Raw genomic sequence first — 20818 nt, 5'->3', positions numbered from 1 at the left:
CGTGCGGGACGCCCGACCTCTCAGCCCTTCTTCCTGAGCCCGCACAGCACGTCGACGCGGTTGGTGGTGATCGAGTCCACGCCCATGTCGAGGAGCCGGCGCATCGAACGACGGGTGTCCGGGGTCCACACCGAGAGCAGATAGCCCTCGCGGTGGATGTGCGCGGTGAGGTCCCGGTCGACCAGCGTGAAGCGGTAGTTGAGCCAGCGCGGCCGTACCGCGTCGAGCACCGCCGGGCGCGGGGGAGCGAGGGAGGTCCAGGTCAGGGCGATCTCGGCGGAGGCGTCGGCCGCCCGGACGGCGAGCATGGCGTCGGCGCCCGCGCAGTAGTACACCCGGTCCGCCGCCCCGTACTCGCGGATACCGTCCACGATCCGGCGCACGGCCCGCTGGTCGGCGGGGCCGGGCAGGTCGACCATCACCCGGCTGCCCTCGGTCGCGGCGAGCGCCTCGGCCAGCGTCGGCACCTGGCCGTCCGTGAGCCCGCGCACCTCGTCCACCGACAGCGAGGCGAGCGGCCGTTCCACCTCCCACAGCCGTTTCAGCGTCTCGTCGTGCAGCAGCACGGGTACGCCGTCACGGGTCAGCCGTACGTCGAACTCGACCGCGTCCGCGCCCTGTTCGAGCGCGGAACGCAGCGAGTCGAGGGTGTTCTCGCGGACACGGTAGGGGTCGCCGCGATGGCCCACGGCGGTCACGTTCTGCATGGGCCCATTGTGCTGGTTGTCAGGGCGCCAGCCACGCGGAGGTGTAGGTGTCGATCTCCTCGTCGATACGGGCCTTGCCGGCCGCGTCGAGGAAGGAGGCCCGCACGGCGTTCTTCGCGAGGTCGGCGACACCGCGTTCGTCGAGGTCGAGGAGGCGGGCGGCGACCGCGTACTCGTTGTTCAGGTCGGTGCCGAACATCGGCGGGTCGTCGGAGTTGATCGTGACGAGGACGCCCGCGCGGGTGAACTCCCCGAGGGGGTGTTCGTCGAGCGTGCGGACCGCGCGGGTGGCGATGTTGGAGGTCGGGCAGACCTCCAGCGCGATGCCGTGCTCGGCGAGGTGGGCGAGGAGCTTGGGGTCCTGGGCGGAACTGGTGCCGTGCCCGATGCGCTCGGCCCGCAGGTCGTTCAGCGCGTCCCAGACCGTCTCGGGACCGGTGGTCTCACCGGCGTGCGGCACGGAGTGCAGGCCGGCCGCAACGGCCCGGTCGAAGTACGGCTTGAACTGCGGCCGGGGCACCCCGATCTCGGGACCGCCGAGCCCGAACGACACGAGCCCCTCCGGCCGCAGGCGATCGTCGGTCGCGAGCCGCGCGGTCTCCTCGGCGGCTTCGAGTCCCGCCTCGCCGGGGATGTCGAAGCACCACCGCAGCACGGTCCCGAACTCCGCCTCCGTCGCCTTGCGGGCGTCCTCGATCGCGTCCATGAAGGCCCGCTCGTCGATCCCGCGGCGCGTCGAGGAGAACGGCGTGATCGTCAATTCGGCGTACCGCACCTGCTGGCGGGCCATGTCCCGGGCGACCTCGTACGTCAGCAGCCGTACGTCCTCCGGCGTGCGGATGAGGTCGACCACGGACAGGTACACGTCGATGAAGTGCGCGAAGTCCGTGAAGGTGAAGAAGTCGACCAAGGCCTCGGGGTCGGAGGGCACCTTCGAGTCGGAGTGCCGCGCGGCCAGTTCCGAGACGATCCGCGGGGAGGCGGAGCCGACGTGATGGACATGCAGCTCGGCCTTCGGCAGCCCGGCAATGAAGGCGTGCAGGTCACGGGCCTGACCGGCGGCGGGTACGGCGCGTTGGTCGGACAAGGTTCCTCCCCGGAACGGCGCCCCGGCCCATAGCGGCCGGAACGCGGGTGATCGGCTGATCGATGACTCGGGATCATCGTAGGCCGGGGTGGGGACGGGGGCGTGGGGGCGGTGGCGCGGACGGGGAGCGGGGTGGTGGGCGGCGGAATGCCGAGGCGGGCGAGGGTGCCGGCTCAGGTGACGGCGGGACGGTAATGGTGACGGTGACGGCACCGGGGGTTGCCCGCGCGGTGGGTGTTGGCGATGAGCGACCGGCAACTGGCGGGCGGCGGGCGGTACATGGGGCGGATCGGCAGCCGTGGCGTTGTCGCAGACCGGGACCTGAGGCCGCACCGGCACACGTTCCAGCCGCCGTTCCGGCAGCCATTCCCGTGACCGCTCCGGCCGGGACCGATGATGACGTCCGTACTACCAGCCTGGGCCCGTGGGGCGGGACTGTCCGTGGAACGCTCTAGCATGGTCGCTCTGACGATGGACCGACGGGGACGACGGGGAGAGGGACGGGGACGGGGCATGGGGGACGAGACACAGCCGGAGGCCAACGCGGCCGCGGGTACGGGTACGGGTACGGGTACGGGCGGGGACCGGGACCTGTGGGCGCCGCCGGACGGCAGACCGTCGCTGGAGAAGGGCACGCAGCAGCCGGCGCAGGCGCCCGCACCACAGCCCTCCCCGCAGGACCAGCACCCGCCGACCATGGTGCAGCCGCCGCAGTCGCCGTCCGTGCACAACCAGGCCACGGTGACCTCGATGCCGGCCGAGGGCTTCGCCCCACCGGCTTCCGCTTCCGGAGCACCCGGTCAGGGCCAGCCCGGCACGGCCCCCGGCGCCCCGGGCTACGGTCAGCCCGCCACACCCCCCGGCCTCCCCACCTACGGCACGTCCGCCTACGCCCAGCCCAACACCGCGGGCGGCTACGGCACGCCGCACCCCCAGGGCGCCCCCGGCCCGGGTGTGCCCGGCGGCTACGGCTACCCCGGCTACCCGCAGGGCTACGGCTGGCCCGGTATGCCGATGGCCCCGCAGAACAACATGGGTACGGCGGCGATGGTGCTGGGCATCCTGTCCTGCTGCCTGTTCTGCATCTACGGCATCGTTTCGCTGGTCCTGGGTGTCACCGCGATCATCCTCGGCGCCAAGGGCAAGAAGCGCGCCGACCGGGGCGAGGCCACGAACCGCGGTCAGGCGCAGGCGGGTTTCATCACGGGCATCATCGGAACCGCCTTGGGTGTCCTCACGGTCGCCGCGTTGATCATCGGCATCGTGTTCGCCATCAAGCACGGAGACAGCACCGACACGTCGGACTCCGACCCCTACTACAACTCGGCCCCCAGCGCGACGGCCCCACCCCTGCCCCAGGCCTGACCTCCACGGCAGCCGGCCGGGGACGGCCCACGCGCCGCCGGCCGCCGACGAAACGGAAGCGGGTCGTGGCGGTACGGCGCAGCCCGCCGCGTACCCGGCACCAACCCCGCTGACCCCTCTCAACAAACGGTGGGGCCCGACCGGCGGCGGGCTCGCTGTACCGCCACGACCCCGCCCCACAACGCACCAGCGCGCCCCGCGCACCCATGACCCCGCCCACCCGAACCCCCTAGGGGCGCGGGGAACTGCGCGACCAGCCCCCACCGGCCGGCACCCACACAACAACCCCAAGCCACCCCCCCCAGGCCCCCGGGTCACCCCTCCCGCAACCGCTCCCGAGCCACCATCAACGCAAACCCCAACAAATTGGGCCCCCGCCACCGCTCAGGATCCCCCGCCGCCACATCATTCGCGGCAAGCCCGATCCCCCACACCCGGTCAACAGGACTCGCCTCCACGAGCACCCTCCCCCAGCCTTCGGCCGGGGGGACCCCCATCTCGCTGCGCTCGCCCGTCCCCAGCAAGAACCCCCGCAACTCCGCGTCCGCCGAGAACTTACGGACACTCCCCTCGACGACGATCCCGAACCGCTCCCGCGCCCAGACCTCCTCGTCGAACCCCCGCACCAGCCGCCCCGCGCGCTTCGCCTGAGACGGATGCCCCGCGGCCAGCACCCGCGCCAGCGCGTCCCCGTCGCCGAACAGCCGCGCCTTTCCCGCCATCATCCAGTGCTCGGCGGTCGCATACGTGACCCCGTCCACCGTGAACGGCGACGGCCACCACTGGCTCAGACAGCTCGCGCCCACGCGGCCGTCCGGGCGCGGCCGGTGTCCCCAGAAGTGCAGGTACTTGACCCTCGCCCCCGCGCGCACTTCCCTGATCAGGGCTTCCTGGGAATCGATCTCTCCCGCGGCCCCCGCCGCGAGCTTCCCCGTGATCTCGTCCATACACGCGAGTCTTGCAGGCACCACTGACACTCCGTCCCCCCTTTTCCATGAGGACTCGACACCTGGTCGACAGATTCCGTCGCGTAACCAAAAGGCAACAACGGAATCACTTGTTGGAGTCCCTTTGCTCTGTCAGGATCGGCATTCAAATCGAGCTGGAGCTACGCCACCCGCCAGCGGACGAAGCGGGGCGAAGGCGGAGGAGAGCGACATGCACCACCCGGGCAGCGAGACCCCGGAACGATTCCCCGCACAGGAGTACTTCGCGGACGGCGCGCAGTTCATCGCGGGCCGCCTGACGAAGGGCACCTCGGGCCGCACCCATGCCGTCGTCGACCCGGCCACCGGCGAGGACGTATACACGTACGAGCTGGCCGGGACGGACGACGTGGACGCCGCCGTGGCAGCCGCGCGTGCCGCGTTCCCGGGCTGGTCGGGCAGCACGCCCGGCGAGCGCTCGGACGCGCTGCACCGTTTCGCCGCCGTGCTCGCCGAGCGCGCCGACGACTTCGCCCGCGCCGAGTCCCTTCAGTGCGGCAAGCCCCTCAAGCTGACCCGTGAGTTCGACGTCCCCGGGACGATCGACAACACGGCCTTCTTCGCCGGTGCCGCACGGCATCTTCAGGGACAGTCGGCGGGGGAGTACTCCGGCGACCACACGTCGTACGTACGCCGTGAACCCATCGGTGTCGTCGGTTCCATCGCGCCCTGGAACTATCCCCTCCAGATGGCCGCCTGGAAGATCCTTCCGGCGATCGCCGCGGGCAACACGATCGTGCTGAAGCCCGCCGAGCTGACCCCGCTCACCTCGCTGATGTTCGCCCAGGCCGCCACCGAGGCGGGCATCCCGGACGGTGTCATCAACATCGTCACCGGCTCGGGCAAGGAGGCCGGTGAGCACCTCGTCGGTCACCCCGACGTGGCCATGACGTCCTTCACCGGGTCCACCGCCGTCGGCAAGCGCGTCGCGGAGATCGCGACCGCCACCGTCAAGCGCATCCACCTGGAGCTGGGCGGCAAGGCACCCTTCGTGGTCTTCGACGACGCCGATCTCGACGCCGCCGTCAACGGAGCCGTCGCCGGTTCGCTCATCAACACCGGGCAGGACTGCACGGCCGCCACGCGCGCGTACGTGCAGCGGCCCCTCTACGACGCGTTCGTCCAGAAGACGGCCGCCCTCATGGCGAGCGTCCGGGTCGGCGATCCGTTCGCCCCGGGCACCGACCTCGGGCCGCTGATCTCGCATGCGCAGCGCGACCGCGTCGCCGGTTTCGTCGACCGGGCGCGTGACTACGCGCGCGTGGTGACCGGCGGCGAGGCTCCTCAGGGAGAGCTCAAGAACGGCGCGTACTATCGCCCCACCCTGGTCGCGGACGCCGCGCAGGACAGCGAGATCGTGCAGTCCGAGCTGTTCGGCCCGGTGCTGGTGGTCCTGCCCTTCGACACCGACGACGAGGGCATCGCGCTCGCCAACGACACTCCGTACGGCCTCGCGGCCTCCGCGTGGAGCCGGGACGTGTACCGGGCCAATCGCGCGACCCGCGAGATCAAGGCCGGCTGCGTGTGGATCAACGACCACATCCCGATCATCAGCGAGATGCCTCACGGCGGATACAAGGCGTCCGGCTTCGGCAAGGACATGTCCGCCTACTCGTTCGAGGAGTACACCCAGATCAAGCACGTCATGTTCGACAACACGGCGGTGGCCCGCAAGGACTGGCACCGCACGATCTTCGGGGACCGATAGCAGAACTGACGGCCGCCCGAGCCGCGGCCGTCTCCTCCCGAAAGGGCAGCACGCGCATGAAGCAGTACGAGCCCGACCGCCTGACCCCGGCCGAAGTGGCCGCCGCGCGGCGCAGTTTCCGCAAGAGCCGGTCCGCGATGACCCGCCGTTCGGTGCTGCGCGCCTCCGCCGGCGGCGCGCTCGCGGTCGGCGGACTCGGGGCCCTGAGCGGCTGCGGGATCCCCGCGGCAGGCAAGACGCAGGGCGGTGTCTCCGCCGACGACCACTCGGCCAAGGAGAAGGAGATCGACTTCTCCAACTGGCCCGAGTACATCGACACGGACGACAGCGGCAACCACCGCCCGACGCTGGAGGCGTTCACCAAGCGGACCGGCATCAAGGTCAAGTACACCGAGGACATCAACGACAACGACGAGTTCTTCGGCAAGATCCAGCCGCAGCTCGCCGCCGGCCAGCCCACCGGCCGCGACCTGATCGTCCTCACCGACTGGCTGGCCGCCCGCATGATCCGCCTCGGCTACGTCCAGAAACTGGACGCCTCGAACCTGCCGCACGCCTACGCCAACCTGTCGGACCAGTTCCGCAGCCCCGACTGGGACCCGGGCCGGGCGTACTCGTACGTATGGCAGGGCATCTCGACCGTCATCGCCTACAACAAGAAGGCGCTCGACGGCATCGAGGTGAAGTCGATCTCCGACCTCCTCGACAACCCCAAGCTCAAGGGCCGCGTCGGCTTCCTCACCGAGATGCGCGACAGCGTCGGCATGACCATGCTCGACATGGGCAAGGACCCCGCGAAGTTCACCACCGACGACTACGACGCCGTCATCGCCCGCCTCCAGAAGGCCGTCGACCGGGGCCAGATCCGCCGCTTCACCGGCAACGACTACACGTCCGACCTCACCAAGGGCGACTTCGCCGCGTGCGTCGCCTGGGGCGGCGACATCGTCCAGCTCCAGGCGGACAACCCGGACGTCGGCTACGTCATCCCCGACGCCGGCTACATGACGTCGACCGACAACATGCTGATCCCCAACAAGGCGCGTCACAAGACGAACGCCGAGCGGCTCATCGACTACTACTACGAGCCCGAGCCGGCCGCCGAACTCGCCGCCTACGTGAACTACGTCAGCCCGGTCGCGGACGTGAAGCCGTATCTCGCCAAGATCGACAAGTCGGCGGCGAGCAACCCGCTGATCCTTCCCGACAAGGCCATGGCGGCCAAGTCCCACGCCTTCCGCTCACTGAGCTCGAAGGAAGAGACGGCATACCAGCAGAAGTTCGCAAAGCTCACAGGGGCGTGACGACGATGAACACCACGGACACCAGCGGCGACGTCCGCCTCTCCGGCATCAGCAAGACCTACGGCTCCTTCACCGCCGTGCACCCGCTCGACCTGACCGTGCCCCAGGGCTCCTTCTTCGCCCTGCTCGGCGCCTCCGGCTGCGGCAAGACCACCACCCTGCGCATGATCGCGGGCCTGGAGGAACCTTCCGCCGGCACCGTGTTCCTCGGCGACCAGGAGGTCGGCCATCTCCCGCCCTACAAGCGGCCGGTGAACACCGTCTTCCAGTCGTACGCCCTCTTCCCGCACCTCGACATCTTCGAGAACGTCGCCTTCGGTCTGCGCCGGCGCGGCATCAAGTCGGTGAAGAAGCAGGTCGAGGACATGCTCGACCTGGTCCAGCTCGGCGAGCAGGCACGGAAGAAGCCGCACCAGCTCTCCGGCGGCCAGCAGCAGCGTGTCGCCGTCGCCCGCGCCCTGATCAACCACCCCAAGGTGCTCCTCCTCGACGAGCCCCTCGGCGCCCTCGACCTCAAGCTGCGCCGTCAGATGCAGCTGGAGCTCAAGCGCATCCAGACCGAGGTCGGCATCACCTTCGTGCACGTCACGCACGACCAGGAGGAGGCCATGACCATGGCCGACACGGTCGCCGTGATGAACGCGGGCCGCGTCGAGCAGCTCGGCTCGCCCAGCGACCTCTACGAGAACCCGAACACCACCTTCGTCGCCAACTTCCTCGGCACCTCGAACCTCATCGAGGCCGAGGTCGACTCCAAGAGCGGCGAGGACATCATCCTCAAGGCGGGCGGCGGCAAGCTCGTCCTGCCCGAGTCGCGATGTTCCGCGCCCACCACGACCGGCGGCAAGGTCCTGGTCGGCGTACGCCCGGAGAAGATCACCCTCACGCACGCCGACGACGCCGGCGAGATCCCGGCCGGCCGCAACCGCATCACCGGCACGATCGCCGACTCCAGCTTCATCGGCGTCTCCACCCAGTACGTCATCGACAGCCCGGTCTGCCCCGAGTTCGAGGTCTACGCCCAGAACATCGACCGTGACGCCCGGCTGCGGCCCGGCGCCGAGGTCGTCCTGCACTGGAACCCGGCCCACACCTTCGGGCTGGACGCGGCCCAGGACATCGACGCCGGTGTCGACGTCGAGGAGGAGGCCGCCTGATGGCCGCTGTCACCGAGGCGCCGCCCCTGGCGCCCGCGCCGGAGGAGAAGCCGCCGCGCAGGAAGAGGGGCCGCTGGACGCCGTACTGGCTGCTGCTGCCCGGCATTCTCTGGCTGATCGTCTTCTTCGCGCTGCCGATGATCTACCAGGGCTCCACGTCGATCCAGACGGGCTCCCTGGAGAACGGCTACAAGGTCACCTGGCACTTCGCCACCTACTGGGACGCGCTGTCCGAGTACTGGCCGCAGTTCCTGCGCTCGGTCTTCTACGCCGCCGCCGCGACGATCCTCTGTCTGCTGCTGGGCTACCCGCTGGCGTACCTCATCGCGTTCCGCGCGGGACGCTGGCGGAACCTGATCATGATCCTGGTGATCGCGCCGTTCTTCACCAGCTTCCTGATCCGCACGCTCGCCTGGAAGACGATCCTCGCGGACAGCGGCCCGGTCGTCAGCATCCTCAACACCCTGCACGTCCTGGACGTCACCAACTGGCTCGGCTGGACCTCCGGCGACCGCGTGCTGGCCACACCCCTCGCGGTGGTGTGCGGACTGACGTACAACTTCCTGCCGTTCATGGTGCTTCCGCTCTACACCTCGCTGGAGCGCATCGACGGACGGCTGCACGAGGCGGCCGGCGACCTGTACGCCAAGCCGTTCACCACCTTCCGCAAGGTCACCTTCCCGCTGTCGATGCCCGGCGTCGTCTCCGGCACCCTGCTGACCTTCATTCCGGCGGCCGGTGACTACGTCAACGCCGAACTCCTCGGCTCCACCGACACCCGCATGATCGGAAACGTCATCCAGACGCAATTCCTGCGCATTCTGGATTACCCGACGGCGGCGGCACTCTCCTTCATCCTCATGGCCGCCATTCTCGCCATGGTGACCCTCTACATTCGCAAGTCCGGGACGGAGGATCTGGTCTAAATGGCCGTCGTACGCTGGTTCAAGCGCCATCTCGTCGTCATCGCGGGGCTGTTGACCCTCGGATATCTCCTCCTTCCGAACGTCATCGTCACGGTGTTCTCCTTCAACAAACCGAAGGGCCGCTTCAATTACGAGTGGCAGCAGTTCTCCCTGGACGCCTGGAAGAAGCCGTGCGGTGTCGCCGACATGTGCGGCTCGCTCTCCATCAGCCTCCAGATCGCCGTCTGGGCGACCATCGGCGCCACCCTGCTCGGCACGATGATCGCCTTCGCGCTGGTCCGCTACCGCTTCCGTGCCCGCGGCGCGATCAACTCGCTGATCTTCCTGCCGATGGCGATGCCCGAGGTCGTCATGGCGGCCTCGCTGCTCACCCTGTTCCTCAACATGGGCGCCCAGCTGGGCTTCTACACCATCCTGATCGCCCACATCATGTTCTGCCTCAGCTTCGTCGTCACCGCCGTCAAGGCCCGCGTGATGTCGATGGACCCCCGCCTGGAACAGGCCGCCCAGGACCTCTACGCCGGCCCGGTGCAGACGTTCCTGCGCGTCACCCTGCCCATCGCGGCCCCCGGAATCGCGGCGGGCGCGCTGCTCTCCTTCGCGCTCTCCTTCGACGATTTCATCATCACCAATTTCAACGCGGGCTCGACCGTCACCTTCCCCATGTTCGTCTGGGGTTCGGCACAGCGCGGCACACCCGTTCAGATCAATGTCATCGGTACGACCATGTTCCTCATCGCCGTACTGTTGGTGCTCGTCTCGATGGCGATCACCAACCGCCGCAACAAGGTGAAGGCCTGACCGCGGAATACGCACCAACCCTGTGAACCCTGTAGGGAGTTGACATCATGGCCCCGAGCGCCATGACACGCTGGACAAAGTCTCTTTCCGAAGCCCGGCCGATGCCGTTCTGGCTGGACGACCCCGGCAGGCCCGACCCCGAACCCGCGCTCACCGGCGGCGAGACCTGCGATCTGCTGGTCGTCGGCGGCGGTTACAGCGGACTGTGGACCGCGCTCCTCGCGAAAGAGCGCGACCCGCGGCGGGACGTGGTGCTGGTGGAGGGCCGCGAGGTGGGCTGGGCCGCCTCGGGCCGCAACGGCGGATTCTGCGCCGCCTCGCTCACCCACGGACTCTCCAACGGCCTCACCCGCTGGCCCGACGAGATCCACAAGCTGGAGGAGCTGGGCGCCCGCAACCTCGACGCGATCGAGAGCGCGGTCGCCCGCTACTCCCTGGACTGCGAGTTCGAGCGCACCGGCGAGATCGACGTCGCCACCGAACCGCACCAGGCCGAGGAACTCCACGACTGGTACGGCGAGTTGGAGAGCCAGGGCCTCGCCGACGGCACCGAGTTCCTGGACGCCGACGCGGTCCGCGAACAGGTCGCCTCCCCGACCTTCCTGGCCGGCCTGTACGACAGCCGGGGCGTCGCGATGCTCAACCCGGCCAAACTGGCCTGGGGGTTGAAGCGCGCCTGCCTCCAGCTCGGCGTCCGGATCTACGAACACACGCCCGCCGTCGCTCTCAAGCCGTACGGCGCCGGCATGGCCGTACGCACTCCGTACGGCTCGGTCCGTGCCCGCCGGGTCGCGCTCGGCACCAACGTCTTCCCGAACCTGGTCAAGCGCGTCCGCCCGTACACCGTCCCGGTCTACGACTACGCCCTGATGACCGAGCCGCTCTCCGCCGACCAGCTGGCGTCGATCGGCTGGAAGAACCGCCAGGGCCTCGGCGACTCGGCGAACCAGTTCCACTACTTCCGGCTCTCCGCCGACAACCGCATCCTGTGGGGCGGTTACGACGCGATCTATCCCTACGGCGGCCGGGTCCGCGCCGAGTACGACGACCGGCCGGAGACGTACGCCAAGCTCGCCGAGCACTTCTTCACCTGCTTCCCGCAGCTGGAGGGGCTGGGCTTCAGCCACGCGTGGGGCGGCGCGATCGACACCTGCTCGCGCTTCTCGGCGTTCTTCGGCACCGCCCACCAGGGCAAGGTCGCGTACGCGGCGGGCTTCACCGGCCTTGGCGTCGGCGCCACCCGCTTCGGCGCGGACGTGATGCTGGACCTGCTCGCGGGGGAGCGGACCGAGCGCACGGAACTGGAGATGGTCCGCAGGAAGCCGCTGCCCTTCCCGCCCGAGCCCTTCGCCTGGACCGGCATCGCGCTCACCAAGTGGTCGTTGGCGCACGCCGATTCCCATGGCGGGCGACGCAATCTGTGGCTGAAGACGATGGACAGGCTGGGCCTCGGCTTCGACAGCTGACCCGTGCTCGACCGGCGGGTGTGATCCGGTTCACTCCTTCGTGGTGCCCGAACCCGCGTAATGCCCGCCGCCGACCTCCCTCTCTCCTATGACGCGACCGGCGTCGACATGAGAAAGGGAGGTCTCCTCATGACTGGGGCGAAGACGGCCGTCGAGTGGCTGGCATCCGTAGCTCCGGATCCGGAGGCCTGCCGCTGGGAATGGGAGCGCAACCCCCTCGGGGTCGCGCTGCTGCCCGCCGGCAAGGCCTGGGACGTACTCATCCTGCCGGGTGAGCTCGGCTATCCCACGCTCGATGTGCTCACCAGGGTCATCGATCAACTGGGCCCGGTGCTCGCCGACTTCGGCGACGCACGGATGGGTTTCCTCGTACCGCCCGGCACCGCGGCCCGCTGGCTGGGCACCGGTATCCGTACGGCGGGGCTCGGCACCTGGATCGTCGTGCCGTACCCCGGCCGGTCGACCGGGGGAGTCCGCTGGCTGGTTCCGCCGGACGGCTCCGGCACCCTCACCGACCCCGCACTCCTCGAACTCGCCATGCACGAGGCGGCGGCGGGGCTGGCCACGGAAGGGGAGGACGGATGACCGCCGACTGACCCGTCGGCAGAGGTCCCGACACCGGACATCTTGACAACGGCAATTGGTCTGGACCAAATTGGGCGCGCTCCACCCCTCCATCTCCCCCATGCCCGGAGGCACTTGTGGATCGCACCAGACCTGTTCTCGCCGTGTTCGCGGCCGCGGCCCTGGCCGTGTCCGGCATCACCGCGCTCTCGTCGGCCGCCCGTGCGGCCGACGCGGACCTGGCGAGGAACGGAGGCTTCGAAGCGGGCCTCGACAGCTGGACCTGTTCCGCGAACAGCGGTACGGCGGTCAAGTCGCCCGTACACGGCGGCAGTTCGGCGTTGCAGGCGACCCCGGCCGGCAACGACTACGCCCAGTGCGCGCAGACGGTGACCGTGCAGCCCAACTCCCAGTACGCGCTTGCCGGTTACGTACGCGGCAGCTACGTCTACCTCGGCGCGAGCGGCACCGGCACCACCGACGTCTCCACCTGGACCCAATCGGCCCCCGACTGGCAGCAGCTGACGACCGGCTTCCGCACCGGCCCGTCCACCACCAAGGTCACGATCTACACCCACGGCTGGTACGCCACCGGCGCCTACTACGCCGACGACATCTCCCTCACCGGCCCGGCAGGCACCGTGGGACAGCCGCCCGCCACCCCGACGGGCCTCGCCGCGGGCACCGTGACCTCCTCCTCTGTCGCCCTGTCCTGGTCCGCCGTCACCGGCGCGACCGGCTACGCGATCTACCGCGACGGCGTCAAGGTCCAGACGGCGAGCGGCACTTCGGCCACCGTGAGCGGACTGTCGGCCTCGACGTCGTACAGCTTCCAGGTCACCGCGGTGAACGACGCGGGCGAGTCCGCGAAGTCGACGGCGGTCACCGCCAAGACGTCCACCGGCTCGGGCCCCGGCACCGGCTTGCCCACCCACGCCCTGGTCGGCTACCTCCACGCGAGCTTCGCCAACGGCTCCGGCTACACACGCCTCGCCGACGTCCCCGACAGCTGGGACGTCATCGACCTGGCCTTCGGTGAACCCACCTCCGCCACCTCCGGCGACATCCGCTTCAACCGCTGCCCGGTCACCGAGTGCGCGAACGTCGAGAGCGACGCCGACTTCAAGGCGGCCGTCAAGGCCAAACAGGCGGCGGGGAAGAAGGTGCTGATCTCCATAGGCGGCGCCAACGGCCAGGTCCAACTGACCACCACGGCGGCGAGGGACACCTTCGTCTCCTCGGTCTCCAACATCATCGACACCTACGGCCTCGACGGCCTCGACATCGACTTCGAGGGCCACTCGCTCTCCCTCGACGCGAGCGACACCAACTTCAAGAGCCCCACGACTCCCGTGGTGGTCAACCTGATCTCGGCCCTGAAGACCCTGAAGGCCAGGTACGGCTCGAAGTTCGTGCTGAGCATGGCACCGGAGACGTTCTTCGTGCAGATGGGCTACCAGTTCTACGGCACCGGCAAGTTCGGCGGCCAGGACCCGAGGTGCGGGGCGTATCTGCCCGTCATCTACGCCCTGCGCGACGACCTCACGCTGCTGCACGTCCAGGACTACAACTCGGGGCCGATCATGGGGCTCGACAACCAGTACCACACCATGGGCGGCGCCGACTTCCACATCGCGATGACGGATATGCTGCTCACGGGCTTCCCGGTGGCGGGCGACACGAACAACATGTTCCCGGCCCTGCGCCCGGACCAGATCGCCATCGGCATGCCGGCGTCGGTCAACGCGGGCAACGGCTATGTCGCCCCGGCCGAGGTCACCAAGACCCTGGACTGCCTGACGAAGAAGGTGAGTTGCGGCTCCTACGCGACCCACGGCAGCTGGCCGGCCCTGCGCGGCCTGATGACCTGGTCGATCAACTGGGACCGGTACTCGAACGGGGAGTTCCAGAAGACGTTCGACGGCTACTTCGGCTGAGGCCCGCCGCGGAAGCGGCCGAGGAAGAGCCGGAACGACGCGAGCAGCACCGTACCGAGGCACCAGCTGGCCACGACGTCCAGTGGCCAGTGGTAGCCCCGGCGGACCAGGCCGAAGCTGACGCCGGCGACCAACAGGGCGCAGGCGACGACCAGTTCACGGCGCGCGTGCACCGTCCGCAGCCAGGGGAGGAGGAGCAGCGTCGCGGAGCCGTACGCGATCATCGCGGTGGCCGTGTGACCCGAGGGGTAGTAGCCGGTGCCGGGCGGGACCGCCGGGGTGCCGCCGCGGGCGGTCAGTTCCTTGAGGGGGACGACGATCGCCGGGACCAGGGCCATCAGCACGGCCGCCGCGAGAGGCGGCAGCCACCAGCGGTCCATACCACTGGCACGGCCGCGCCGGCCGACGTGGACGAGTGCCGCGACGAGGACCGGGACCGCGACCTGGATGTTGCCGAGGTCGGCGAGGAGTTCGGATGCGCGGTCCGGGTGGACGAGGACGCGGCTGAGGCCGGAGTCCAGGCGGAGGAGGGGGCCGTCGGCCGCGACCTGCCAGGTGATCACCGCGAACAGCAGCGTGGGAAGGGCGAGAAGCGGCCAGAAGAAGGAGGTCGGCCACCCCGGAACAGGGGGGGTGGTTCCGGGGTGGCCGTCCGGATCGGTTGGTCGGCCGCCCCGGGGGGTTTGGGGCGGGCGACTGTCCGATCGGTGAGGAGATTCGGAGCCAGAGGCCCCGGTTGTGTGCGCGAGGGCACGACCAGGTCGAAGCTGGGGAGGCCCCGGCCTGAAGTCGCCCACAGTCCCCTGTGGGCGGGGTGTATCTCTCATCTGGGTAGAACCTACGGCAGGGGTGGCGGGTACGACAGGCGGAATCGCGTCCCGTCATGCACCCCGCACACCTTCTTCACACGGCCCGACGCCCGCCGCCCCGGCCCTGGAATCACCGTGGGTGAAAGGGCTGGGGCGGATGGGGCGCGAGGGGCGTGACTCCCGTGCGGGAGCCACGTGATCCCCGTGGCCGGGACGTGCGCGTGAGGAGGGCCCGACGCGGTCGCGGAAGTGGCTCAGATACGTGCGAACGCCTGCTCGATGATGTCGAGTCCCTCGTTCAGCAGGTCCTCGCCGATGACCAGCGGGGGCAGGAAGCGCAGCACGTTGCCGTAGGTGCCACAGGTCAGGACCAGCAGCCCCTCCTGGTGGCAGGCCTTGGCGAGCGCGGCGGTCGCCTCCGGGTTCGGCTCCTTGGTCGTACGGTCCTTGACCAGCTCGATCGCGATCATCGCGCCGCGTCCGCGGACCTCGCCGATGATGTCGAACTTCTCCGCCATGGCGCCGAGCCGGGTCTTCATGACCGACTCGATGTTCTTCGCCCTGGCGTTGAGGTCCAGCTCCTTCATCGTCTCGATCGCGCCGAGCGCACCGGCGCAGGCGACCGGGTTGCCGCCGTACGTGCCGCCCAGGCCGCCGGAGTGCGCGGCGTCCATGATCTCGGCGCGACCGGTGACGGCGGCGAGCGGCAGGCCGCCCGCGATGCCCTTCGCGGTGGTGATCAGGTCCGGGACGACACCCTCGTCCTCGCACGCGAACCACTGGCCCGTACGGCAGAACCCGGACTGGATCTCGTCGGCGACGAAGACGATGCCGTTGTCGGCGGCGAACTTGCTCAGCGCCGGCAGGAAGCCCTTCGCGGGCTCGATGAAGCCGCCCTCGCCGAGGACCGGCTCGATGATGATCGCGGCGACGTTGTCCGCGCCGATCTGCTTGTTGATCATGTCGATGGCCTGCGCGGAGGCCTCGGCACCGGCGTTGTCGGGACCGGTCGGCCAGCGGTAGCCGTAGGCCACCGGCACGCGGTACACCTCGGGCGCGAACGGCCCGAAGCCGTTCTTGTACGGCATGTTCTTCGCGGTCAGCGCCATGGTCAGGTTGGTCCGGCCGTGGTAGCCGTGGTCGAACACGACGACGGCCTGCCGCTTGGTGTACGCCCGCGCGATCTTCACGGCGTTCTCGACGGCCTCGGCGCCGGAGTTGAACAGCGCGGACTTCTTGGCGTGGTCGCCCGGGGTCAGCTCGGCGAGCGCCTCCGCGACCTCGACGTACCCCTCGTAGGGCGTGACCATGAAACAGGTGTGGGTGAAGTCGGCGAGCTGCGCCGACGCACGGCGGACGACGGCCTCGGCGGACGCGCCGACGCTGGTCACGGCGATGCCGGAACCGAAGTCGATCAGCCGGTTCCCGTCGACGTCCTCGATGATCCCGCCGCCCGCGCGGGCGGTGAACACGGGCAGCACGGAGCCCACACCGGCCGCGACCGCGGCGGTACGGCGGGCCTGGAGTTCCTGCGACTTCGGGCCGGGGATGGCGGTGACGACGCGGCGCTCCTGCGGAAGTGCGGTCATGAGGGGCTCCTGGGGTGGTGCGGACGCTTTTCTTCTCTTCTCGCAGGCTAGGGCGGGTGACCGGGGGTGGGCATGCTCCATGTGGGCGGTGTCGGCGCCGCCGGTTGTCCGCCATGGACAGTGCCGGGATGCCGGGGTTCGCTGCGCGCCCGGCCGCGTAAACGGTGAACTCCCCTTCCCGGCGCGTTAGATTGACTCGCTGACGGTGCACGGAACGGCTGGTCAAGGGGCGAGGGCGAGGACGATGGACAGCGACGGAACGCGGGACGCGCACCACACACAGGCCAACCCTGTGCCGCGTCCGGCGGGACCGCCGGACATGCCCGGCCAGCGGGGGGTGCCGCCTCGGCCGGTGCATGCGCCGACCGCGGCCGGTCCCACCGTGGCCGACTGGCTCGACGAACCCCGGCCCGCTGCCGGCCCCGGCATCTGGCGCTTCGGCTACCGCGTGCCCAAGCCGGAGCGGAAGACGGAACGGCTGTCACCGATCACCATCGTCGGCGTCGTCGTCCCACTCGCCGTCGGCATGATCCTCTGGTCCCTGTGGAAGCACGGCAGCATCCCCTACCAATGGGCCCTGCTGCGGGTGCTCACCCCGAGCGACTGGTGGTGGGCCGGCACCACGTCCCCCAAGGGCAAGGGCCTCGACGCCGTGACGGTCGCCGACGGCGTCTTCTTCGGCATCCTCGTATACGGCATGGGGCGCCTGGGGAGCTGGCCGGAGATCATCCGGCACGTCGTCACCCGCCGCCCGCAGCCGGCCAGGGCGCTGCTCGCCCTGCTGGGCGCCGTGATCGCCGAGAACCTGGTCGTGATCCCGAAGCTCTACCCCGGCGTCGGCTGGGACGCGCTGCCGGTCGCCGGTCCGGTGTACCACCTCGTCAACCTCTTCCCGGGCGGCTACGACTTCATCTCCACACCGCTGGTGGGCAACCTCCTCTACCTGGTCATCGGCGTGCTGGTCGTCTGGCCGTTCGCCCGCATCGGCGGCTGGCTGCCCCTTCTCCGGGAGCGGTACGCCACTGCCGACCCCGCGGCTGCGACCGCGGTCCCCGAGCAGGGTCCGGCCGCCGGGTCACGGGCGCGCTGGCCCGAGCTGCGGGAGGCCGGCCAGTTCGAGGCCGCCGACGTCCTCACCGCCGAGGTGCTGGCGGGGCGGATGAACGACGTGGACTGCGCGCGCGTCGAGCACGCCTGGACGCGGGCCCGGCGGAACGGCGACCTCGCGTCCTTCACCAACACCGTGCTGCGTTCCGGGGGCGGCGCCTGGACCCACCCCTCCGGCGCCCGCGACCTGCCCGGCCGCAACGCGCGGCACGACCTGCTCGCCGCCCAGGTGCGGATCGGGACCTGGGCGCCGGGCGAGCGCATCCCGCTCGCCTACCGAGGCGTCGGCACCGCGCTCGGTCCGGACACCCTGGGGACCTCACTGCTCGTCGTCGGACCCTCGGGTTCGGGCAAGACGCGGCACGTGGTGCGGCCGCTGGTCGAGAGCCTCGCCCTACAGGCCCTCACCGGCCGGTGCGCCGTCGTCGCGGTGTGCGCCGCCGGTACACCACTCGGCCCGGACGACGCGTTCGACGTGATCGTCCGCGTCGGCGACCCGGCCTCCGTATACGACCTCGACCCGTACGCCGAGTCCCACGATCCCGACGAAGCCGCCGCCCTCCTCGCGGAGGCGCTCGTCGGCGACCTCGACAGTGTGGACACCCAGCGGGCCGCCGCCGCCCTGTCCCAGTTCCTCGGGCCGTACCGGGCCGCCTACGGCAGGTTCCCCACGCTGCCCGTGCTGCGCGAACTCTTCGAGGGCGAGCCGAGGGTGCTGGCTGAGCTGGGTGCGGCCCTCACCGGCGAGCAGCACGGCGTGATGCGCCGCGAACTCGACTCGCGCATGCGCCACGCCGGCGGGGGAAACGACCCCGGCCAGGCTCTCGCCGACCGGCTGGCGCTGCTGGACCGCCCGGTGTTCGCCGAGTTCTTCGGGGCGGGGGACGGGACCGTACGGCCGTTCTCGCTGCGGGCCGTCGCCCACCATCCGCTGCGGGTCCGGATCGACCTGCCCGAGCACGGGCACGACGAGGCGGGCCGGCTGCTGACCCGGCTGGTCCTCGCACAGTTCGCCGCGGTGGTCCGCGGCCGTGAGCGCGGGCATTTCGCCTGCCTCGTCCTCGACGACGCCACCGGCACGGTGAGCACCGAGTCGCTGCGCCGGATCCAGCGGCTGCGCTCCGAGGACGCGGGTGTCGTCCTCGCCCTGCGCACCGTCGGCGATGTGCCCGAGGCACTGCACGGCCCGCTGTACGGCGCCGTCGGCTGCCGGATGGCGCTGGCCGGGGTCACCACCTGGGACGGCAGCCGCTTCGCGCACGCCTGGGGCACCGAGTGGGTGGAGACCACGGACGTCGCCAAGCACACCGTCTTCGCCGACCAGCCCATGACCCGCGCGATCCATGCCCTCCGCAAGCTGATCACCGGCAAGGCCGTGACCACGGAGGCCGTCACCGTCCGCCAGGTCGAGCGCGAACGCTGGTCCGCGTCCGAACTGGCGCACGGTGTCCCGGCCGGTCATGCCGTCCTGTCGCTGACCAGCGTGAAGGGCGAGCACGCACCGCCGCTGCTGGTCGATCTGCGGGCACAGGGCCTCTGAACCGGACATACGAGTACGCCCGACCATACGGTGAGGCAGAATCGCCAAAGGCAGTTCATACGCCACGGCCAAAAGATCGACATGATCGACGGTTCTTCCTCCACCTGAAGGCACCATGCCCCCCACGCTCGCCTCCCTCGTCCACCACTCCGCGCTCAAGCTCACCGTGCGCGCCGGCGAGGACCACCTGGACGTGCCCGTGCGGTGGGTGCATGCCAGTGAGCTGGCGGATCCGGTGCCGTACATGGAGGGCGGCGAGCTGCTGCTGATCACCGCGCTGAAGCTGGACGCGGAGGACGCGAAGGCCATGCGGCGGTATGTGAAGCGGCTGGTGGGCGCGGGGGTCGTAGGGCTCGGGTTCGCCGTCGGGGTCAACTACGACGAGATCCCCGAGGCACTCGTCGCCACCGCCCAGGAAGAGGGGCTGCCGCTCCTCGAAGTTCCCCGCCGCACCCCCTTCATCGCGATCAGCAAGGCCGTCTCCGCGGCGATCGCCGCCGACCAGTACCGCTCCGTCACCGCCGGGTTCGCCGCCCAGCGCGAGCTCACCCGACAGGCCCTCACCGACGGCCCCGAGGGCCTTCTCACCGCACTCGCCGCGCAGGTGGACGGCTGGGCCGCGCTCTACGACGCGTCCGGCGCCGTCGTCGCCACCGCACCGGAGTGGGCGGGCCGCCGCGCCGCCCGGCTCACGGCGGACGTGGAGCGGCTCCGCGACCGGCCCGCCCCGGCCTCGTCCGTGGTGGGCGGCCCGGACAACGAGGACCGCGTGGAGCTGCACACCCTCGGCACCGGCCGCCGCCCCCGCGCCGCACTCGCCGTGGGGACGGCGGCGGCGCTCGGTACGGCCGAGCGCTACGCCGTACATTCCGCGATCGCCCTCCTGACCCTCACCACCGAACGCTCCCGCTCCCTCCAGGCCGCCCAGGAACGGATCGGCGCGGCCGTGCTCCGCATGCTGCTCGCCGGGCAGCCGGACCACGCGCGGGCGGTGGCCGGTGATCTGTTCGGCGGGTTGCTGGACGCGCCGTTCCGGATCGTCGTGGGCGAGTCGGCCGACGGTGCCGCCCTGGACGCGCTCGCCGAGGTCGTGGAGTCGGCGGCGGCCCGCTCCGGCGAGGCCGTGCTCGTCGTACCGGAAGGGCCGCAGAGGCTGGTGGTGCTGGCCGTCGACGACGGTGCCGCGGTCGAGGCGTGCGGGGAGCACGCGGCGACGCTGGAGGCCGAGCGCGCCTCCTCGGCCACCGGGGAGCGCGCCGGCGACGAGGACGACCTGGTCGTGGGGCTCTCGGCACCCGCGGGACCCATCGCAGCGGCGGCCGCGTACAAGCAGGCCGAGCAGGCGCTGTCCGTCGCCCGGCGGCGCGGGCGCGTGCTCGTCGAGCACGAGCAACTGGCCGCCGGGTCCGTGCTGCCGCTACTCGCGGACGACGCGGTGCGGGCCTTCGCGGACGGGTTGCTACGGCCGCTGTCGGAGCACGACGCCACCGGGCGCGGGGATCTCGTCGCCTCGCTGCGGGCGTGGCTGTCCCGGCACGGTCAGTGGGACGCGGCGGCGGCCGACCTCGGGGTGCACCGGCACACGCTGCGCTACCGGATGCGGCGGGTCGAGGAGATCCTCGGACGTTCCCTGGACGACCCGGACGTACGGATGGAGCTGTGGCTCGCGCTGAAGGCGACCGCCGCGGCGGAGTGACGGCATCTGCCGAACTGGAGTGTCCCCGGCCGGCACTGCTACGGCCCGGACAAACGCACCCGTGCTTCC

Annotated in this window: 16 protein-coding genes; 11 read left to right on the top strand and 5 right to left on the bottom strand. The window is 70.5% G+C overall.

The window, feature by feature from the left end:
* Positions 1–20 precede the first annotated feature (20 nt).
* A complete protein-coding gene (locus ACIRB1_RS40265; RefSeq protein WP_403469000.1) occupies positions 21–707 on the bottom strand; it encodes a glycerophosphodiester phosphodiesterase in 687 nt (228 codons plus the stop codon).
* A 19-nt stretch (positions 708–726) separates the two neighbouring features.
* On the bottom strand, positions 727–1794 hold the full coding sequence (locus ACIRB1_RS40260; RefSeq protein ID WP_403468999.1) for an adenosine deaminase: 1068 nt from the start codon (positions 1792–1794) through the stop codon (positions 727–729).
* 513 nt (positions 1795–2307) lie between these two features.
* Between ACIRB1_RS40260 and ACIRB1_RS40255 the strand changes: the two genes are divergently transcribed.
* Positions 2308–3159 carry a DUF4190 domain-containing protein gene (locus tag ACIRB1_RS40255; protein WP_403468998.1) on the top strand — a complete coding sequence of 284 codons (852 nt, stop codon included), beginning with the start codon at positions 2308–2310 and terminating at the stop codon, positions 3157–3159.
* A gap of 314 nt (positions 3160–3473) precedes the next feature.
* Here the strand turns inward: ACIRB1_RS40255 and ACIRB1_RS40250 are convergent, their stop codons facing one another.
* Positions 3474–4106 (bottom strand): NADAR family protein, encoded by a 633-nt coding sequence (locus ACIRB1_RS40250; RefSeq protein ID WP_403468997.1) that lies wholly within the window; start codon positions 4104–4106, stop codon positions 3474–3476.
* 211 nt (positions 4107–4317) lie between these two features.
* Here ACIRB1_RS40250 and ACIRB1_RS40245 point away from each other — a divergent pair, with 211 nt between their 5' ends.
* The 8 genes from ACIRB1_RS40245 (at position 4318) to ACIRB1_RS40210 (ending at position 14008) form a co-directional block, all read left to right on the top strand.
* Positions 4318–5853, top strand: a complete 1536-nt coding sequence (locus tag ACIRB1_RS40245) for a gamma-aminobutyraldehyde dehydrogenase (RefSeq protein WP_403468996.1) — start codon at positions 4318–4320, stop codon at positions 5851–5853.
* Positions 5854–5909: 56 nt separating this feature from the next.
* On the top strand, positions 5910–7157 hold the full coding sequence (locus ACIRB1_RS40240) for a spermidine/putrescine ABC transporter substrate-binding protein (protein WP_352182224.1): 1248 nt from the start codon (positions 5910–5912) through the stop codon (positions 7155–7157).
* Positions 7154–8314, top strand: coding sequence for an ABC transporter ATP-binding protein (locus ACIRB1_RS40235; protein WP_352182223.1), 1161 nt, complete (start codon positions 7154–7156; stop codon positions 8312–8314). Before ACIRB1_RS40240 ends, ACIRB1_RS40235 begins: the two co-directional genes overlap by 4 nt.
* On the top strand, positions 8314–9240 hold the full coding sequence (locus ACIRB1_RS40230; RefSeq protein WP_403468995.1) for an ABC transporter permease: 927 nt from the start codon (positions 8314–8316) through the stop codon (positions 9238–9240). The genes ACIRB1_RS40235 and ACIRB1_RS40230 overlap by 1 nt, the downstream gene beginning before the upstream one ends.
* Positions 9241–10041 carry an ABC transporter permease gene (locus ACIRB1_RS40225; RefSeq protein ID WP_352182221.1) on the top strand — a complete coding sequence of 267 codons (801 nt, stop codon included), beginning with the start codon at positions 9241–9243 and terminating at the stop codon, positions 10039–10041.
* 47 nt (positions 10042–10088) lie between these two features.
* Positions 10089–11507, top strand: a complete 1419-nt coding sequence (locus ACIRB1_RS40220; protein WP_403468994.1) for an NAD(P)/FAD-dependent oxidoreductase — start codon at positions 10089–10091, stop codon at positions 11505–11507.
* Between the two features lie 129 nt (positions 11508–11636).
* Positions 11637–12092, top strand: a complete 456-nt coding sequence (locus tag ACIRB1_RS40215) for a hypothetical protein (RefSeq protein ID WP_352182219.1) — start codon at positions 11637–11639, stop codon at positions 12090–12092.
* Positions 12093–12208: 116 nt separating this feature from the next.
* The gene (locus tag ACIRB1_RS40210; protein WP_403468993.1) at positions 12209–14008 is read left to right on the top strand and encodes a chitinase; all 1800 of its coding nucleotides are present in this window, start codon (positions 12209–12211) and stop codon (positions 14006–14008) included.
* On the opposite strand, the gene ACIRB1_RS40205 is transcribed toward ACIRB1_RS40210, so the two are convergent.
* Positions 13996–14571 (bottom strand): phosphatase PAP2 family protein, encoded by a 576-nt coding sequence (locus ACIRB1_RS40205; protein WP_403468992.1) that lies wholly within the window; start codon positions 14569–14571, stop codon positions 13996–13998. The two genes, ACIRB1_RS40210 and ACIRB1_RS40205, sit on opposite strands and share 13 nt — an antisense overlap.
* 500 nt (positions 14572–15071) lie before the next feature.
* On the bottom strand, positions 15072–16406 hold the full coding sequence (gene gabT, locus ACIRB1_RS40200) for a 4-aminobutyrate--2-oxoglutarate transaminase (protein WP_352182217.1): 1335 nt from the start codon (positions 16404–16406) through the stop codon (positions 15072–15074).
* Between the two features lie 244 nt (positions 16407–16650).
* Between gabT and ACIRB1_RS40195 the strand changes: the two genes are divergently transcribed.
* Positions 16651–19053, top strand: a complete 2403-nt coding sequence (locus ACIRB1_RS40195; protein ID WP_403468991.1) for an ATP/GTP-binding protein — start codon at positions 16651–16653, stop codon at positions 19051–19053.
* A gap of 115 nt (positions 19054–19168) precedes the next feature.
* Positions 19169–20749 carry a PucR family transcriptional regulator gene (locus ACIRB1_RS40190; protein ID WP_403468990.1) on the top strand — a complete coding sequence of 527 codons (1581 nt, stop codon included), beginning with the start codon at positions 19169–19171 and terminating at the stop codon, positions 20747–20749.
* Positions 20750–20818 lie beyond the last annotated feature (69 nt).

Source organism: Streptomyces sp. NPDC096013 (genome assembly GCF_044763565.1).
GTDB lineage: Bacteria > Actinomycetota > Actinomycetes > Streptomycetales > Streptomycetaceae > Streptomyces.
Note: the sequence above shows the minus strand (reverse complement) of the source record. Positions and strands in the feature narration are given on the sequence as shown.

Coding starts and splice junctions, on each gene's coding strand:
- ACIRB1_RS40265 (WP_403469000.1), bottom strand. CDS start 707: ATGCAGAACGTGACCGCCGTGGGCCATCGCGGCGACCCCTACCGTGTC.
- ACIRB1_RS40255 (WP_403468998.1), top strand. CDS start 2,308: ATGGGGGACGAGACACAGCCGGAGGCCAACGCGGCCGCGGGTACGGGT.
- ACIRB1_RS40250 (WP_403468997.1), bottom strand. CDS start 4,106: ATGGACGAGATCACGGGGAAGCTCGCGGCGGGGGCCGCGGGAGAGATC.
- ACIRB1_RS40245 (WP_403468996.1), top strand. CDS start 4,318: ATGCACCACCCGGGCAGCGAGACCCCGGAACGATTCCCCGCACAGGAG.
- ACIRB1_RS40240 (WP_352182224.1), top strand. CDS start 5,910: ATGAAGCAGTACGAGCCCGACCGCCTGACCCCGGCCGAAGTGGCCGCC.
- ACIRB1_RS40230 (WP_403468995.1), top strand. CDS start 8,314: ATGGCCGCTGTCACCGAGGCGCCGCCCCTGGCGCCCGCGCCGGAGGAG.
- ACIRB1_RS40225 (WP_352182221.1), top strand. CDS start 9,241: ATGGCCGTCGTACGCTGGTTCAAGCGCCATCTCGTCGTCATCGCGGGG.
- ACIRB1_RS40220 (WP_403468994.1), top strand. CDS start 10,089: ATGGCCCCGAGCGCCATGACACGCTGGACAAAGTCTCTTTCCGAAGCC.
- ACIRB1_RS40215 (WP_352182219.1), top strand. CDS start 11,637: ATGACTGGGGCGAAGACGGCCGTCGAGTGGCTGGCATCCGTAGCTCCG.
- gabT (WP_352182217.1), bottom strand. CDS start 16,406: ATGACCGCACTTCCGCAGGAGCGCCGCGTCGTCACCGCCATCCCCGGC.
- ACIRB1_RS40195 (WP_403468991.1), top strand. CDS start 16,651: ATGGACAGCGACGGAACGCGGGACGCGCACCACACACAGGCCAACCCT.
- ACIRB1_RS40190 (WP_403468990.1), top strand. CDS start 19,169: ATGCCCCCCACGCTCGCCTCCCTCGTCCACCACTCCGCGCTCAAGCTC.